Origin of the sequence: Sulfitobacter sp. W027 (genome assembly GCF_025143985.1) — a bacterium.
GTDB lineage: Bacteria > Pseudomonadota > Alphaproteobacteria > Rhodobacterales > Rhodobacteraceae > Sulfitobacter.
On sequence record NZ_CP083564.1, the window covers coordinates 2,285,721 to 2,299,368 of the forward strand.

Sequence of the window (13,648 nt, forward strand, 5' to 3'; positions counted from 1 at the left end):
TACACCTTGGCGCATGACATATGCACGCCTCACCCCCCTCGCCGAACGCCTGCCCGCCAACGTCCCCTTCGTGGGCCCCGAAGCGCAGGAGCGCAGCCTAGGCCGCCCCTTCAAAGCGCGGCTTGGCGCCAATGAAAACGTCTTTGGACCTTCGCCCCGCGCCATCGCGGCCATGGCAGAAACCGAGATGTGGAAATACGGCGATTCCGAAAGCGTAGATCTGCGCGCGGCGCTGGCCGAACTGCACGGCATCGCGCCCGAAAACATCATCGTCGGCGAAGGGATCGACGGGCTGCTGGGCTATCTCGTTCGTCTGCTGGTGGGCGAAGGCGATGCGGTGGTGACCTCCGAGGGAGCCTATCCGACCTTCAACTACCATGTCACGGGCTTTGGCGGCGTGCTGCACAAGGTGCCCTACCGCGACGATCACGAAGACCCGGCGGCGCTTTTCGCCAAGGCAGCGGAGGTGGATGCTAAGCTCGTCTACCTTGCCAATCCCGACAACCCGATGGGCACCTGGCATAAGGGTGCGGCACTGGCGCGCGCGCTCGACGACCTGCCCCAGGGCAGCCTGCTGTTGCTGGATGAGGCCTATATCGAATGCGCCCCCGAAGGCACCGCGCCCGTGCTTTCCGCCGATGACCCACGGGTGATCCGGATGCGGACCTTCTCCAAAGCCTACGGGCTTGCCGGGGCGCGGATCGGCTATGCCATCGCCGCGCCCGAGTTGATCACGGCCTTTCACAAGGTTCGCAATCACTTTGGTCTGAACCGCGCGGCACAGGCGGGTGCCTTGGCGGCGGTGCAGGATCAAGCCTACCTTAATGAGGTTCAGACCAAGATCGCCGAAGGTCGGGACAGGATCGCTCAAATCGCTGAAAAGAACGGGCTAAGCACCCTGCCCTCCGCAGCCAATTTCGTCGCGATCGACTGTGGCGGCGATGGCGCCTTCGCCAAGGCGGTCCTCGATGCGCTGGTGGCGCGGGGCATCTTTGTGCGCATGCCCTTCGCCGCGCCGCAAAACCGCTGCATCCGCATCAGTTGCAGCACGGCGCAAGAGCTGGATCACTTTGCCGCCGCATTGCCCGACGCCTTGACCGAAGCGCGCGGGGCTTAAGCCCCGCCGATCACTTCCGCCGCCGCTTGCAGTGCGCCGGGCCCGTGTTCGATCTTCAGCGCCGAAAGCCCAGCTTCAATCCCGCCGAGCAGCCCCATGACCATATGGCCGTTCACATGGCCCATATGGCCGAGGCGGAAAAAACCATGCCACGCAGGCTCCCCCGGCAGGGCCATGCCCAGCCCGACACCCAGCGTCAGACCCAGATTGCTTTGCACCCAATCGCGCAGTTCAGTCGCATGGGGCGCTTGCAGCCGCAACGCGGTGACGGCATGGCTGCGCAAGGCGCGGTCTTCGATGTTGAACCGCAGGCTGCCTTGGGCCGACCATGCTTCACAGGCCGCCCAAACCGCGCGGGCCAAGGTCTCGTGGCGCTGCCAGACCTGCTCGATCCCCTCTTCGTGGATCATATCAAGGGCGGCGCGCAGGCCATAAAGGTGATGCGTCGGGGCGGTGCCGCCGTGGTATTGGTAGAACTCCTCCGCATGGGCGCGCGGCGACCAATCCCAATAGCGACTCACTCGTGGCAGACGCGCGCGGGCCTCCTCCGCTCTGTCGTTGAAGAACACGAAAGCCATGCCCGGCGGCACCATGAGCCCCTTTTGCGAGGCGGTGACCATGACATCGACGCCCCAAGCGTCCATCTCGAACCGCTCACATCCAAGCGAGGCAATACAATCGGCCATCAAGAGCGCAGGGTGGCCTGCCTCATCCAACAGACGGCGCAGCCCGGGCACATCGTTGCGCACCGAGCTTGAGGTGTCCACATGGACCGCCATCACCGCCCTGATCTGATGGCCGCTGTCAGCCTTTAATCGCTCGGCCACCTGCGCCAGATCAACAGGCGCGTTGCGGCCAAAGTCGAGGATCTCCACCTCGGCCCCCAGCCCCGTTGCCATCTCGGCCCAGCCATGGCCAAATCGCCCCGTGGCCAAGACCAGCACCCGGTCGCCGGGTGCAATGACATTGCTCAGCGCTGCCTCCCAAGCGCCGTGGCCGTTGCTGATATACATCGCCACATGACGATCTGTACGCGCCACGCGCTTCAGGTCAGCGGCCAGTGCAGGCATCATCTCAACCAACTCGCCCTCATAGATATTGGGGGCCGCGCGGTGCATCGCGCTTAGCACCGCTTCGGGCATGACCGAAGGGCCGGGAATGGCAAGGTATGAACGACCTTGAGCGAGTTTAATATGCGTTGTCATGGTATTAGCTGCCGTTTTGAAAATGCGTGACCAGGCTGCGGTCGGGCGCAGCTTACTGCCCGCCGGGCCGGGGTCAACACGCGATCGAACCCAAGGTCAACCGCGCCAAGAATGGCCCCCAACTGCGCGCATATCGCGGATGCCCCGGCTAAAGTGGAACCGCCGCGACCGCTTGCCCTGCTTGCCACGCTTTCGTACACCGGAAAGGACTGCCCAAAAGGATCAGGCACCGGAATGAATGATGACAGTTACACCTCCGCACAGTTGATGCGTTGGCTCTGGCGAGACTATCTAAAGAAGCACACCGGCCTGATGGCCATCGCAGTGATCTTCATGATCATTGAGGGCTCGACCTTGGGCGTGCTGGCGAAACTGATGGAACCGATGTTCGACCGCGTCTTCGTGGGCGGCGACCGGGGTGCGCTGGTCTGGGTCGGTCTGGTGCTGGTCGCGATCTTTGCCCTGCGCGCACTGGCCACAGTGGTGCAAAAGGTGCTGCTGACCCGCGTGGCGCAGCGCACGGCGGCGGATCTGCGTATTGATCTGCTGGACCGGATGATGCGCCAAGACGGTGCCTTTCACCAAAACCATCCGCCCGGGTTTCTTGTGCAGCGCGTTCAGTCAGACGTCAACGCGGTCAGCGATGTATGGCGGGCGGTGATCACCGGCGCGGGGCGCGATCTGGTGGGCCTGGTAATCCTGATGGGGGTCGCCATTGCGATTGATCCGATCTGGGCGCTTTTGGCGATGATTGGCGTGCCGCTGATGGTGCTGCCAGCCGCCCTCGCCCAGCGTTTCGTCCGCGCCCGCTCGCGCGAGGCGCGCGACATCGGCGCCAGCCTCTCGACCCGTTTGGACGAGGTCTTTCACGGCATCGTCCAAATCAAGCTCAACGCGCTGGAAGCCTATCAGGCCCGGCAATACCGCGAGTTGACCCGCACCTTCATCCGCACTGAGGTTCGCGCCGCCTTTGGCAACTCGGCGATCCCCGCAATGATCGATATCATGTCGGGCATCGGTTTCATGGCCGTGATCGTCTACGGCGGGTCCGAGATCATCGCGGGCAACAAGACCATTGGCGAGTTCATGACCTTCTTCACGGCGCTTGGGTTCATGTTCTCCCCCCTGCGCCGTCTGGGGGCGATCAGCGGGCTTTGGCAGATGGCCGCTGCAGCTTTAGAGCGGATCAAGGAACTGCTCGACGCGCCGCTGCACCTGCGCAGCCCCGCCAAACCTGTGGCCGCGCCCGATGGCCCGCCGGATGTAGCGCTGCGGGATGTCTCGCTTTCATATGGCGAATCCAAGGTGCTTAACGGGCTGAACTTGACGGCGAAAGCCGGTGAAACCACTGCGCTTGTCGGCGCATCGGGGGCCGGGAAGTCGACCATTTTTAACCTGCTGACTCGGCTGGTTGATCCGCAAAACGGCACTGTGCAGATCGGTGGGGTGGACACCACCGCCATGGCAATCCCTGACCTGCGCGGCATGTTCTCGGTCGTGACCCAAGAGGCGCTCCTGTTCGACGAAACCCTCCGCGAGAATATCGTGCTGGGCCGTAATGATGTGACCGATGAAGAACTCGACCGGGTGCTGAAAGCTGCCCATGTGGCCGACTTCCTGCCGCAGCTTGAACTGGGGCTTGAGACCCGGGTCGGGCCCCGCGGCTCGGCCCTGTCGGGTGGGCAGCGTCAGCGCGTGGTCATCGCCCGCGCCCTCCTGCGCGATACCCCCATCCTCCTTTTGGACGAGGCCACCAGCGCATTGGATGCGCAATCAGAGCAGGTTGTGCAAGACGCGCTCGATCTGCTTGCCAAGGGCCGTACCACAATTGTCATTGCGCACCGTCTGTCGACCATCCGCAGCGCTGACAAGATCGTGGTGATGGATCGAGGCCGCGTCACCGATGAGGGCACCCATGATGAGCTGATGGAGCGCGGCGGCATCTATGCGGATCTCTACCGCCTGCAATTCCGCGACGGCAAAACGGTTTCCGATGCTCGCGGTCTGGGCGCACGCGCGGCAAAGCAGCACCGCGAGAGGCTGCGACAGCCCAACCTGATACAGCGCATCGGCTCTATGTTCTTCAGTTAATCTGGCAGGGGCGCAGGAGAAATCCCGCGCCCCTCTCACGAGCGCCGATAGCTCTGCGCGAGGTCGTCAGGGCTTGCCCCCATCGCGTAACGTCCAAGTGTCCATAGATTGCGGCCACCCCGGCGAAGCCACCCTTGGCGGCGGTACTTTTCGGCGCTGGTGATGGCCAGCCCTTCCAGCCGGTGCAGCCGACCGCGCAGAGCGCGGGCCAAGGCAACATCCTCCATCAGTGGCTGATCCGGATAGCCGCCCACCTCTTCATAAAGCGCGCGGGGCAGCAACAGACCCTGATCGCCATAGGGCAGGCCAAGACCGCTGCGCAGGTTTGCCCAGCCCGCCACCAACCGCGGTACCAGCCCCCGCTGATCGAACCGTAGGCGGAACCATCCCGCAGCCCCGCCCCTGTTCGTCATGTGGTTCTGCGCCGCATCGGTCCAGCCCGGCGCCAGCACTGTGTCTGCATGAAGCACCAAGAGCCAATCGCCCCGCGCAGCCCCACACCCACGCCGCAACTGCCCGCCCCGTGACGGCGCGCCCAAAATCACCTCTGCCCCCCAGCCTTCGGCCAATGCGCGGGTGTTATCCGTTGATCCGCCATCGCTGACGATCACCTCGCGGATCAACCCGGCCTGCAATCCTTCGACAAGAGCAGCGAGGCAGGCGGGCAGCGCGGCGGCTGCATTCAGGCTGGGAATGACGATAGAGATCGGCGCGCGCATGGTTGCCCCTTTTGGATGGGTTTGACAGGTTATATGTCATGGCCAGCAATCAAAGGACAACCGCATGACCACCCGCCGCATTCTGCGCCTCTCCGGCCCCGACACCCGCGACTTCCTGCAGGGCATCGTGACCAATGACGTTGGCAAACTGGACCAAGGCCCGGTATATGCCGCCCTGCTGACGCCGCAGGGCAAATATATGGCCGATTTCTTTCTGATCGCTGAGGGTGAGAACGTTTTGCTCGATGTCGATGAGAGCCTTGGCGATATGCTCACCCAACGGCTGTCGATGTATAAGCTGCGCGCAAAAGTAACGATTGAACCCACGGAACTGCATGTGCACCGTGGAACTGGCCCCGCCCCAGAAAATGCCGTGGCTGACCCGCGTCATCCAGAAATGGGCTGGCGCGCCTACCGCGACACGCCGCAGACCGAGGACACGACCGATTGGGACGCTCTGCGGGTGGCGCATCTGATCCCTGAAACGGGCGTGGAACTGACCCCGGATACGTTCATCCTCGAAGCCGGGCTTGACCGGATCAATGGGCTCGACTTTCGCAAGGGCTGCTATGTCGGGCAAGAGGTCACGGCACGGATGAAGCACAAGACCGAGTTGCGCAAAGGGCTAACGCGGGTCGCGGTCAGTGGCACCGCCGCGCCGGGTACAGCGATCACGGCGGTGGGCAAACCCGCCGGCACGCTTTACACCCAGTCGGGGGGGCAAGCGCTGGCGCATCTGCGCTTTGACCGTGCCACCGGCCCGATGCAGGCCGATGGCGCTGAGGTTACTTGGCCCGGTCCTGCTGTCTGAGCATCCCCTAGAGACGAAAAAGCCCCGGCAAAACCGGGGCTGATCCTCATTTCAAAAGATGACGTGGCGTCAGGCGCGTTCGACATATTCCATGGTCTCGGTGTTCACGACGATGTCCTCGTCCTGCCCCACGAAGGGCGGCACGGTGATTTTCACGCCATTTTCCAGCACAGCAGGTTTGAATGAATTTGCCGCTGTCTGACCCTTCACAACTGGCTCGGTCTCGGCGATTTTGCACACCACTTTCTGAGGCAGACGGGCGTTCAGCGCCTCTTCCTCATGGTACTCGACCACGATCATCATGCCGTCTTGCAAGAAAGGACGTGTGTCACCCAGCAGTTCGGCATCCAACTGCACCTGCTCATAGGTTTCGGTGTCCATGACAACCAGCATCCCACTGTCTTCAAACAAGAATTGCTGATCTTTCTGCTCCAAACGCACGCGCTCGACCTTGTCCGCAGAGCGGAAACGTTCGTTCAATTTGGAGCCGTTGCGCAGGTTGCGCATCTCGACTTGGGCAAAGGCGCCGCCCTTACCGGGCTTCACGTGATCGACCTTAACAGCCGCCCAGAGGCCACCGTTATGTTCAAGGACGTTTCCGGGGCGGATCTCGTTTCCGTTAATCTTGGGCATGTGACAAAACCACGACATAAGGTTGATGATAAGATGTCCGGGTCTATATCGGGAGGGATGGTCCCCTGCAAGCGGGCGATATCTGCAGTCGCTACGGCAACTAGATATGCGCAAGTTGCATGGGAGGTATGCTAAATAGAGGTATCCGAATCAAAGGATATCCGTCATAAGGACCTCCACGCCCGAATGACAAGAGCAAGAATAATCGAAAGGACGACGAGATGAAAGATTTCGTTGATGGCACCGCTTTCAACAACGAGCAAGGCAACCGCGCACGCAAGCTCTTTGCTGCTGTGGTGCTTGCTGCTTTGGATGACGCAATTGCCGACGACAAGAAATATGGCAACGGCCCAGAACAGATCGCCCGCTGGGCCCGTTCGCGCGATGGCCGCGAAGTGCTGAGCTGCGCCGGGATCGACCCCAACGAGCGAGTCGTCGAAGGTTTGATGGAATTTGTGGGCAAAGGCGTGCGGACTTCCGTCGCCCTGTCGCGCGAAGAATCCGAGCGCCGCAATGCCGCGCTTCAGGCCGAAGCCGCCTAAGAATATCCGCCAAGCGGAGCAATTGACGCAGCCTTCGGGCTGCGTTTTTTTGTGTCCGCTGTTTGGGGGCCGTTAGCCTGCGCCGAAAAAGAAAATCCAATTGCGTAGCGCCAGCCCTTCGGCCAGCAGCAGCGCGAGGGTCACGCCCGACAGCACCCACCCCGGCCTGCGCCACCAGAGCGAGAGAGCAGCCAGCGCGCCGACTAGCGCTTCAATCGGGGCGACCCAGCCCGCGCCATGCCGCACATCCCAATAGCTGACGGGGCTTTCGAATATCCAACCCGTCAGCGGCCAGAAATGCGCCCGTCCGTCATCGTGATGCAGTGGCAAGTCGAACAGAAGATGCAGCAGCGCCGCCCCGGTCAGCGCCACGGCCCAGCCCGCTTGCCGCCAAACCGCCAATGCCAGAAGCGCACCCCAAACGATGAAGGAGTTATCTATCGAAAAGACCGTCTGCCAGAGATCCGAGTAGTAAAGCTGGCCAAAGACCACACTCCCCGGCAGCCCTTGGACATAAAGCGCAAAGCCCGCCATCAGATAGAGCGACAGGTCCGGCAGCAGCGCCCCGGCGAGCGCCGCCCAGATCAACGGCTTGGTCCCTTCTCGCCCCATCACGGCAGCACCCAAAAGCAAATGTGCAGGCGTGTTCATCGCAGCTCTTTCCCCTTGGATGATTTTGCGCCAGTTTGCGCGAAACAGGGGCAGAATGACATGACCAAAGCCATCATGATACAGGGCACCGGCAGCAATGTCGGCAAGTCGATGATCGTTGCCGGATTAATCCGCGCCTGCACCCGGCGCGGGCTGCGCGTGCGCCCGTTCAAACCACAGAACATGTCCAACAACGCCGCCGTCACCGAAGACGGGGGCGAGATTGGCCGCGCGCAGGCATTGCAAGCGCGTGCCGCTGGTGTGTCGCCGCATACAGACATGAACCCCGTGCTGCTCAAACCCCAGAGCGCCACCGGCGCGCAGGTCGTGGTGCAGGGCAAGATCGCGGGCCAGCAAGAGGCGCGAGAGTTTGGCCGCAACAAAGCCAGCCTGATGCCCGCGGTGCTGCAATCCTTTCACCGCTTGGCCGAAAGCTGCGACCTGATCGTGGTCGAAGGCGCGGGCTCTCCGGCAGAGACCAATCTACGCGCGCGCGATATCGCGAACATGGGCTTTGCCCGTGCCGCGGGGGTGTCGGTGGTGCTGATGGGCGACATTGACCGGGGTGGCGTCATCGCACAGATCGTCGGGACACAGGCGGTGCTGGACGACGGGGACAACGCCCTGATCCGTGGCTTTGCCGTCAATAAATTCCGCGGGGACCGCAGCCTCTTTGACGCAGGCCGCGATGACATTGCCAAGCGCACCGGCTGGCCCAGTCTTGGGGTGATCCCGTGGTTCGACGCCGCCCACCGCCTGCCCGCCGAGGACGTGATGGACCTGCCCGCCCGTGCCCGCTCGGGCGGGTCGGGTTGTGTTATCGCTGTGCCGCGCCTGCCGCGTATTGCCAACTTCGATGACCTTGACCCATTGGCCGCTGAGCCGGGCGTTGACCTGCGGATGATCATGCCCGGCTGCCCCCTGCCCGCCGATGCGGATTTGATACTGATGGTCGGGTCAAAATCCACGATTTCGGACCTCGAAGCCTTTCGGGCCGAGGGGTGGGACATCGACCTTGCCGCCCATATCCGACGGGGCGGCCATGTGCTGGGGCTTTGCGGTGGCTATCAGATGCTGGGCAAGACGATCACCGATCCGCAGGGCATCGAAGGCCCGGCGGCGCAGGTCGCGGGGCTGGGGCATCTGGATGTTGAGACGACCATGGCCCCGCTGAAACATCTGTCCGAAAAATCGGGCCAGCATCCCGCCAGCGGCACAGACCTCACAGGCTATGAAATCCACATCGGCGAAACCACTGGCCCCGATTGCGCCCGTGCGTGGCTCAGCTTCGACGGAACACCCGAGGGTGCGGCCTCCCCTTCGGGCCGGGTGCAGGGGTGCTATATGCATGGAATTTTCAGCTCAGACGCCTTCCGCCGCGCCTATCTTGGCGGTTTCGGCGTGACCTCATCGCTGGATTTCGAAAGCGGCGTGGAAGAGGCGCTGGACGCGTTGGCCGATCATGTCGAGACCTATATGGATGTCGACCTGTTCCTCTCCCTCGCGGAAGAGGTCTAGGCTGGAGAGCGTGCAGCCCTCCAGCCTCATGTTTAAAACTCGACGACCGCGCGGATAGATTCACCTTTGTGCATCAGCTCGAAGCCTTCGTTGATCTGATCCAACGTCAACTTGTGGGTGATCATCGGGTCGATCTCGATCTTGCCGTTCATGTACCAGTCAACGATCTTAGGCACGTCCGTCCGCCCTTTGGCCCCGCCAAAGGCGGTCCCGCGCCAAACACGCCCCGTCACCAGTTGGAATGGCCGCGTGGAAATCTCGGCCCCCGCAGGTGCCACACCGATGATGATGCTCTCGCCCCAACCCTTATGCGCACATTCCAGCGCGTCGCGCATGACCTTGGTGTTGCCGGTCGCGTCAAAAGAATAATCCGCGCCGCCTTTGGTTACTTCGACCAGATGCGCCACCAAATCGCCTTCGACGTTTTTCGGGTTCACAAAATCGGTCATCCCGAAATAGCGCCCGACCTCTTCCTTGTCGTCGTTGAGGTCCACGCCCACGATCTGATCCGCCCCCGCCATCCGCAAACCTTGGATCACGTTGAGCCCGATACCACCCAGCCCAAAGACCACGCAACGCGCGCCCAATTCGACCTTGGCCGTGTTGATCACCGCACCGATGCCCGTGGTGACGCCGCAGCCGATATAGCAAATTTTGTCGAAAGGCGCGTCTTTACGCACCTTGGCCAGCGCGATTTCCGGCACCACGGTGTGGTTGGCGAAGGTCGAACAGCCCATGTAATGGTGGATCGGCGTGCCATCGAGCATGGAAAACCGCGTTGTGCCATCGGGCAGCAGGCCCTGGCCTTGGGTCACGCGAATTTTTTGGCAGAGGTTGGTTTTGCCGCTCAGACAGTATTCGCACTCGCGGCACTCGGGTGTGTAGAGCGGGATCACATGGTCGCCCGGCTCCAGCGTGGTCACGCCTTCGCCGACTTCCAACACCACGCCCGCGCCTTCGTGACCAAGGATCGCGGGGAAGATGCCTTCGGGATCATCGCCCGAGCGGGTGAATTCGTCGGTGTGGCACAGGCCAGTCGCCTTGATCTCGACCAAGACCTCGCCGCGCTTCGGCCCTTCGAGGTTGACCTCCATGATTTCAAGCGGTTTGCCAGCTTCGACAGCGACGGCGGCACGGGTTCTCATCATGGGTCTCTCCTTTGAGGTTAATCACTTGGTGCTATATGGAGCACGGCTGCATCAAATGTCCATTTCTGAAAGCAGTGCTGCCCAAGATGCACCGTGCATGTCGCGGTCGTCTATCGCCCCTTGGATGCTGGGACGCGGCAGGCTGATCTTGATCACATTCAGCGCGGCAATGTCGAAACGCTTGATCTCTTGGCTATTTGCCCCCAACCGCGCCGCGACCTTATCGGTGTCCAAACGGTCGCAAACCGCGTCATAGGCCGCCTCTGAGCCGCAGAAAATATCGATGGTCAGCCAGAACGGTCCGGCGTTCTTGGAGCGGACCTTCTGAACGAGCGTGCCGAGTTGGGTCATGTCTCAACCACCTCCAGCGTAAAGGCCTGCATGGGATCGTCGAGCGTCAGAACGTGATGCAGAGCAAACTCATAGACCGCCCCGCGCGGCATCTCCGCAGGAGAGAAGGGAAAGGCAAAGGTCGGCTGTTCTTCGTCACGGGTCAGCGGATGGTGCAGCAGATAGGGATTCAGCATTTTGCCCAACTCATCGGCCAGCGCGGCCGTTTCTGCCGTAACGATGGCCATCACGCCCACCTCAACCGGTGCGGCTTCGCGGGCCTCAAGATCGCCGAAGCTGGCGTTTTGCCCAATCAAGCGCAGCTCAATCGAATAGCTGTCAGGCGGCGCGTCGAGCCGTTGGCCCGCCTTCTCCAAGCATTTCGCGGTGATGTCATCGGCCCAAGTCTGCGCGTTGGCAACGTAATGCGCGTCACGCAAGAGCACCATGAGCACGGTCTGATAGCCCGCAACCCGCGCCCCTTCGAGCTTAACGGTATATTCATCCGACGGCACCCAACGCGCGCCGCTGACATGAACGCGGCTGTCGTCCAAAGCGCGGTAGAGCGCGCGGGTGACATCCAGATGGCCACCGGGCTCATAGAGGATGAAAGGGTCGGAATTTTCATAGAGCATATGTGCTGAGACGGTATGCGGCGTGGCATGCGCCCCGTCAGCCAAGGGATGAATAACGAAGCCGCCTGCATCGTCAAACTCAACCATCAGCACGCCCGATTGTGGGTTGCTGGCGCAAAGCGCGCCGCATTCGCCGATCTTGGCCGCGTGCCATGCCGCACCTGCGTCGATGCCCATTTGCAGCGGCAGAGCTGCGATGATCGCCGTGTCGGTGGTCCGCCCGCAGATGATAACTTCCGCCCCGGTCTCCAGCGCCGTCGCCACCTGTTCGGCCCCGGCCAGCGCCACGATATTGGTGCAGGCACGGATGCCGTCGGCGTCGATCTCCGGCGCGCCGGACAGCGCGGTGATACGGCCCTCGGTGAAGGCCTGCGCGGTTTGGGCGGGGTCTTGGCCGGAACGAAGCACGGCGATGCGCGGCTGCACCCCCTGCTCGGCGGCAATCTCGCGCGTGATGTCGAGCATCCAATCCACCGCCGTATCGGCGCCACAGGTGCCCGCAGTGCCGATCACCAGCGGGCATCCGGCCTCAGCCGCCGCCGCCATCAGCCCGGCCCATTCCAGCTTGATCGAAGCGCGGGCGTATTTTGACACGCCGCGTCCCAGATAAGACGGCCCACTGTCGGTCGAGCCGCCATCGATGGCGATGATATCAGGCCGGGCGTCGATGCCACGCTGCAAGGCCTGCGCGTCATAATTCAGCCCAAGCGCGCCGGAGGGGATCAATACTTTAACCATGGTTTAATCGGTAATCCTCTGCGGCTTCTTCAACAACCCGCGCATGAACATTGGTGCGACAAAGCCAGCAATGGCGAAGATCCACAGACCAATGGCAATGGGCGATGACCACAGAAACAGCGCGTCGCCGTCCGACAGCACCATGGCGCGGCGCAGGGCGTTCTCCATATTGCCGCCCAGAAGGATGCCAAGGATCACTGGCACCGTTGGCACGTCCAGCTTGCGCAGCACATAGCCCAACACGCCAAAGCCCACCATCAACAGCAGATCGAAATAGCTGCCCGACAGGGAATAGATGCCGACGAAAGAGATCATCGTCACCCCCGGCAACAGCACCCATGCGGGCACCATCAGGATTTTGACGAAAATCTTCACCATTGGCACGTTCATCAGCAACAACACGACGTTGGCAATGAGCAGCGAGGCGATCAGCCCCCAGACAACCTCGGGCCGGTCGGTAAAGAGCGTCGGCCCCGGCGTGATGTTGAGCGTCATCAGCAGCGCCAGCAGCACCGCCGTGGTGCCAGAACCGGGCACGCCCAACGTCAACATCGGCACCAGTGCCCCGCCAGCGGCCGCGTTATTGCCCGCCTCTGGTGCCGCGACGCCTTTGGGCACACCGGTGCCAAAACCGCCCTTCTCCCCCGCCAAAGATTTCTCGGACATATAGGCAAGGAACGAGCCCAGTGACGCGCCCGCCCCCGGCAAGATACCGGCGATAAAGCCCACGCCTGAGGCGCGCAGCATGGTCCATTTCGTGTCGATAATGTCTTTCCAAGGGATTCCAACCTTGTCGAGTTTCACCCCGATAGACGAGCCCTTGCCGTGGCTTTCGATAAAGAAGAACACTTCGGCGATGGCAAACAGCCCAACGATGGCCACAAGGAAATCCACCCCATCCATCAGGTGCATATTGCCGTAAGTAAGCCGGGGCATCCCGGAGTTGTTGTCCACTCCGATCATTGCAATCGCAAGTCCGATGCAGGAGGCCAGCGCGGCCTTGGCCTGATTGTTCGAGGCCATGCCGCCCAGCGTGCAAAACGCCAGTAGATAGAGCGCGAAATATTCCGCCGGGCCAAAGAAATAAGCCACGCGCGCCAGCATCGGGGCCAGCAGCATCAGCCCCACGGTAGCAAGGAAAGCGCCAACAAAGGACGCAACACCCGACAACACCAGCGCATCGCCTGCCCGGCCCGCCTTGGCCATCGGATAGCCGTCGAGCGTGGTCATCAGCGCAGGCTCATCGCCCGGAATATTCAACAGGATCGAAGAAATCCGCCCACCATACATCGCGCCGTAATAGACCGCCGTCATCAGCACCAAGGCCGAGGTGGCATCAAGCCCCATCGTGAAAGTCAGCGGGATCAGGATCGCCACGCCATTCGACGGCCCCAACCCTGGCAGCGCACCGATGATCGTCCCAAGAAAACAGCCCGCCACGGCGAGCATCAGGGTAAAGGGCGACAGCGCGATGCCAAAGCCCATCGCGAGGTTGCTCAGAATATCCATG

The 13,648-nt window shown here is 62.1% G+C and carries 13 protein-coding genes; 5 read left to right on the forward strand and 8 right to left on the reverse strand.

From position 1 onward, the window contains the following. Positions 1-13 precede the first annotated feature (13 nt). Positions 14-1,117, forward strand: a complete 1,104-nt coding sequence (locus K3759_RS11205; protein ID WP_259981863.1) for a pyridoxal phosphate-dependent aminotransferase — start codon at positions 14-16, stop codon at positions 1,115-1,117. Here the strand turns inward: K3759_RS11205 and K3759_RS11210 are convergent. Continuing rightward, complete coding sequence (locus K3759_RS11210) at positions 1,114-2,322, reverse strand: alanine--glyoxylate aminotransferase family protein (RefSeq protein WP_259981864.1); 1,209 nt, start codon at positions 2,320-2,322, stop codon at positions 1,114-1,116. The two genes, K3759_RS11205 and K3759_RS11210, sit on opposite strands and share 4 nt — an antisense overlap. 234 nt (positions 2,323-2,556) lie before the next feature. Here K3759_RS11210 and K3759_RS11215 point away from each other — a divergent pair, with 234 nt between their 5' ends. After that, the gene (locus tag K3759_RS11215) at positions 2,557-4,413 is read left to right on the forward strand and encodes an ABC transporter ATP-binding protein (protein WP_259981866.1); all 1,857 of its coding nucleotides are present in this window, start codon (positions 2,557-2,559) and stop codon (positions 4,411-4,413) included. Positions 4,414-4,448: 35 nt separating this feature from the next. Here K3759_RS11215 and K3759_RS11220 read toward each other — a convergent pair whose 3' ends face one another. After that, complete coding sequence (locus K3759_RS11220; protein WP_259981869.1) at positions 4,449-5,132, reverse strand: TIGR04283 family arsenosugar biosynthesis glycosyltransferase; 684 nt, start codon at positions 5,130-5,132, stop codon at positions 4,449-4,451. Between the two features lie 64 nt (positions 5,133-5,196). Between K3759_RS11220 and K3759_RS11225 the strand changes: the two genes are divergently transcribed. Next, positions 5,197-5,943: a folate-binding protein YgfZ gene (locus tag K3759_RS11225; protein ID WP_259981871.1), complete on the forward strand. Its 747-nt coding sequence runs from the start codon at positions 5,197-5,199 to the stop codon at positions 5,941-5,943. A 69-nt stretch (positions 5,944-6,012) separates the two neighbouring features. On the opposite strand, the gene efp is transcribed toward K3759_RS11225, so the two are convergent. Beyond that, entirely contained in the window at positions 6,013-6,576 is a 564-nt protein-coding gene (efp, locus tag K3759_RS11230; RefSeq protein ID WP_259981873.1) for an elongation factor P, read from the reverse strand. A gap of 221 nt (positions 6,577-6,797) precedes the next feature. Between efp and K3759_RS11235 the strand changes: the two genes are divergently transcribed. Beyond that, positions 6,798-7,118, forward strand: a complete 321-nt coding sequence (locus K3759_RS11235) for a DUF6280 family protein (RefSeq protein ID WP_007120494.1) — start codon at positions 6,798-6,800, stop codon at positions 7,116-7,118. 72 nt (positions 7,119-7,190) lie between these two features. Here the strand turns inward: K3759_RS11235 and K3759_RS11240 are convergent, their stop codons facing one another. Then, positions 7,191-7,769, reverse strand: a complete 579-nt coding sequence (locus tag K3759_RS11240; RefSeq protein WP_259981874.1) for a cobalamin biosynthesis protein CobQ — start codon at positions 7,767-7,769, stop codon at positions 7,191-7,193. Between the two features lie 60 nt (positions 7,770-7,829). Here K3759_RS11240 and K3759_RS11245 point away from each other — a divergent pair, with 60 nt between their 5' ends. Beyond that, a complete protein-coding gene (locus K3759_RS11245; protein ID WP_259981876.1) occupies positions 7,830-9,287 on the forward strand; it encodes a cobyric acid synthase in 1,458 nt (485 codons plus the stop codon). A gap of 32 nt (positions 9,288-9,319) precedes the next feature. Here the strand turns inward: K3759_RS11245 and K3759_RS11250 are convergent, their stop codons facing one another. From K3759_RS11250 to K3759_RS11265, 4 genes are read right to left on the reverse strand one after another with little or no spacing between them, the layout of a single operon-like run. After that, on the reverse strand, positions 9,320-10,432 hold the full coding sequence (locus K3759_RS11250) for an S-(hydroxymethyl)glutathione dehydrogenase/class III alcohol dehydrogenase (RefSeq protein ID WP_067629374.1): 1,113 nt from the start codon (positions 10,430-10,432) through the stop codon (positions 9,320-9,322). A 54-nt stretch (positions 10,433-10,486) separates the two neighbouring features. Then, entirely contained in the window at positions 10,487-10,786 is a 300-nt protein-coding gene (locus K3759_RS11255; protein ID WP_259981878.1) for a DUF4387 domain-containing protein, read from the reverse strand. Next, positions 10,783-12,138: a DUF1446 domain-containing protein gene (locus tag K3759_RS11260; RefSeq protein WP_259981880.1), complete on the reverse strand. Its 1,356-nt coding sequence runs from the start codon at positions 12,136-12,138 to the stop codon at positions 10,783-10,785. The genes K3759_RS11255 and K3759_RS11260 overlap by 4 nt, the downstream gene beginning before the upstream one ends. A 3-nt stretch (positions 12,139-12,141) precedes the next feature. Then, the gene (locus tag K3759_RS11265) at positions 12,142-13,647 is read right to left on the reverse strand and encodes a tripartite tricarboxylate transporter permease (protein WP_259981882.1); all 1,506 of its coding nucleotides are present in this window, start codon (positions 13,645-13,647) and stop codon (positions 12,142-12,144) included. Between the last annotated feature and the right edge of the window lies 1 nt (position 13,648).

Coding starts and splice junctions, on each gene's coding strand:
- K3759_RS11205 (WP_259981863.1), top strand. CDS start 14: ATGACATATGCACGCCTCACCCCCCTCGCCGAACGCCTGCCCGCCAAC.
- K3759_RS11210 (WP_259981864.1), bottom strand. CDS start 2,322: ATGACAACGCATATTAAACTCGCTCAAGGTCGTTCATACCTTGCCATT.
- K3759_RS11215 (WP_259981866.1), top strand. CDS start 2,557: ATGAATGATGACAGTTACACCTCCGCACAGTTGATGCGTTGGCTCTGG.
- K3759_RS11220 (WP_259981869.1), bottom strand. CDS start 5,132: ATGCGCGCGCCGATCTCTATCGTCATTCCCAGCCTGAATGCAGCCGCC.
- K3759_RS11225 (WP_259981871.1), top strand. CDS start 5,197: ATGACCACCCGCCGCATTCTGCGCCTCTCCGGCCCCGACACCCGCGAC.
- efp (WP_259981873.1), bottom strand. CDS start 6,576: ATGCCCAAGATTAACGGAAACGAGATCCGCCCCGGAAACGTCCTTGAA.
- K3759_RS11235 (WP_007120494.1), top strand. CDS start 6,798: ATGAAAGATTTCGTTGATGGCACCGCTTTCAACAACGAGCAAGGCAAC.
- K3759_RS11240 (WP_259981874.1), bottom strand. CDS start 7,769: ATGAACACGCCTGCACATTTGCTTTTGGGTGCTGCCGTGATGGGGCGA.
- K3759_RS11245 (WP_259981876.1), top strand. CDS start 7,830: ATGACCAAAGCCATCATGATACAGGGCACCGGCAGCAATGTCGGCAAG.
- K3759_RS11250 (WP_067629374.1), bottom strand. CDS start 10,432: ATGAGAACCCGTGCCGCCGTCGCTGTCGAAGCTGGCAAACCGCTTGAA.
- K3759_RS11255 (WP_259981878.1), bottom strand. CDS start 10,786: ATGACCCAACTCGGCACGCTCGTTCAGAAGGTCCGCTCCAAGAACGCC.
- K3759_RS11260 (WP_259981880.1), bottom strand. CDS start 12,138: ATGGTTAAAGTATTGATCCCCTCCGGCGCGCTTGGGCTGAATTATGAC.
- K3759_RS11265 (WP_259981882.1), bottom strand. CDS start 13,647: ATGGATATTCTGAGCAACCTCGCGATGGGCTTTGGCATCGCGCTGTCG.